We start from the raw sequence: 1,749 nt of genomic DNA, 5'->3' as shown, positions 1-1,749 counted from the left end.
GCACCGGCACCGAATACCGCTGACCACGAAGGGTCTCCGGGTGGCTCGCACAGGCAAGCCATCGGGGGACCCTTCGCAGCGTGCGGAAGAGATGCGGACGGGGAGAACGCGCGGGGTGCGGTTCGCGGAGAAGCTACCTTCAGGTCCCGCGGCCGGGGGCGGCTGAACGGGACGCGCACACGGACAAGAAGGCGTTGCGCGCTGGGCGTCCCGCAGGGCATGCGGAACACGGGCCACGCCGCCGATGGCGGGCACGGCTCACGGGGAACGGGGGTCGGTCAGGAGCCTTTGCGGCCGCTCTTGCGTGGGCGCGAGGCACCACGCTTGGACGTGCCGGTTTCGACCGGCAGCGTGCCTTTGCAGTCGGGATAGCGACTGCACGACCAGAACGGCCCGCTCTTGCCGGTGCGTTGGCGCGTGGGCGCGCCACACTGCGGACAAGCCGGTCCTTGAGGAACCTTGATGGACAGCGAGGTGCTGCTGTGCTGCGCGATCAACTGCGAAATCCAGGCGGCCTGCTTGCCGATGAACACATCCAGGGTGAGTTGTCCGCCCTCGATCATGTCCAGCGCCTGTTCCCAGACGGCGGTGGTGCCGGGGTCGGCAATCGCCGCGGGCACGGCGTCGATCAGCGTGAACGCTGCATCCGATGCGCGGATGGAGCGACCCTTCTTCACGATATAGCCGCGGGCGATCAGCCCGCTGATGATGTTGGCCCGCGTCGCCTCGGTGCCGATGCCCGTCGTGTCCTTGAGCTTCTGCTTCAGGCGCGGGTCGGTCACGAAACGCGCAACGCCCTTCATCGCCTTGATCAGTTCGCCCTGGGTATAGGGCTTAGGCGGCATCGTCTTGAGGGCCTTGATGTCGGCCCCGGCGATCTGGCATGCCATCCCGTCACGCAGCGCAGGCAGCACTTGGCTGCGCGCGGCACCATCGCCGTCCTCGTCCGCTTGCGGTTCGGCCGGCACCAGGCGCCATCCCTTGGCGACGACCTGCTTGCCCGTGGCCACCAGCTTCTGCTGGCCGCAGGAGAGATCCGCCACGGTGCGGTCGAACTCGTGGTGCGGGAGGAACTGGGCCAGGTAATGTGCCCGGATCAGCCGGTACACCGCCCGTTCCTTCTCGCTCATGGCGGAGAGATTCGCGGGTTCGAGCGTCGGGATGATGCCGTGGTGCGCCGTCACCTTGCCGTCGTTCCAGGCGCGCGAACGCACGGAGCGGTCGAGCTGCTCCGTGATCGGGCGCAGCGAGGGATCGGTCTTGAGCAGGCTGTCGAGGACCGTAGGCACCTCGGCGAACATGCTTTCGGGCAGGTAGCCGGAATCCGAGCGCGGGTACGTCGTGGCCTTATGCGTCTCGTACAGGGCCTGAGCGATCTCCAGCGTCTCCTGCACGTCCAGCCCAAGCTGCTTGGAGCACACCTCCTGCAGGGTGCCCAGGTCGAACAGCAGCGGCGGGCCTTCGCGCACGCGCTCGGTCTCGACCGACACCACCTGGGCACTGCCCGCGGCGCGGATCTGCTGCGCGGCATGCTGTGCGACGGGCTGCTGCAGGCAGCGGCCGGCGTCGTCGGTGCTGGCATCGGGTGCCACCCACTGCGCGGTGAACGTCTGACCGCCTGCGGACAGGGACACGTCGATGGCCCAGTAGGGCACGGACTCGAAGGCCGCGATCTCTCGGTCGCGGTCTACCACGAGTTTGAGCGTCGGGGTCTGTACACGCCCGACCGACAGCACGCCGTCGTAGCCG

1 protein-coding gene is annotated in these 1,749 nt (G+C 68.2%); it reads right to left on the bottom strand.

Annotated features, from left to right (window positions below; translation table 11 throughout):
• Positions 1-278: 278 nt before the first annotated feature.
• Positions 279-1,749 (bottom strand): DNA topoisomerase (locus APY03_RS18525; protein ID WP_068678859.1); only part of this gene is annotated, 1,471 nt, incomplete at its 5' end.

The organism is Variovorax sp. WDL1 (genome assembly GCF_001541225.1).
Lineage (GTDB): Bacteria > Pseudomonadota > Gammaproteobacteria > Burkholderiales > Burkholderiaceae_C > Variovorax.
The sequence above is the reverse complement of the archived record's forward strand: the minus strand, read 5'-3'. Positions and strand labels throughout refer to the sequence as shown.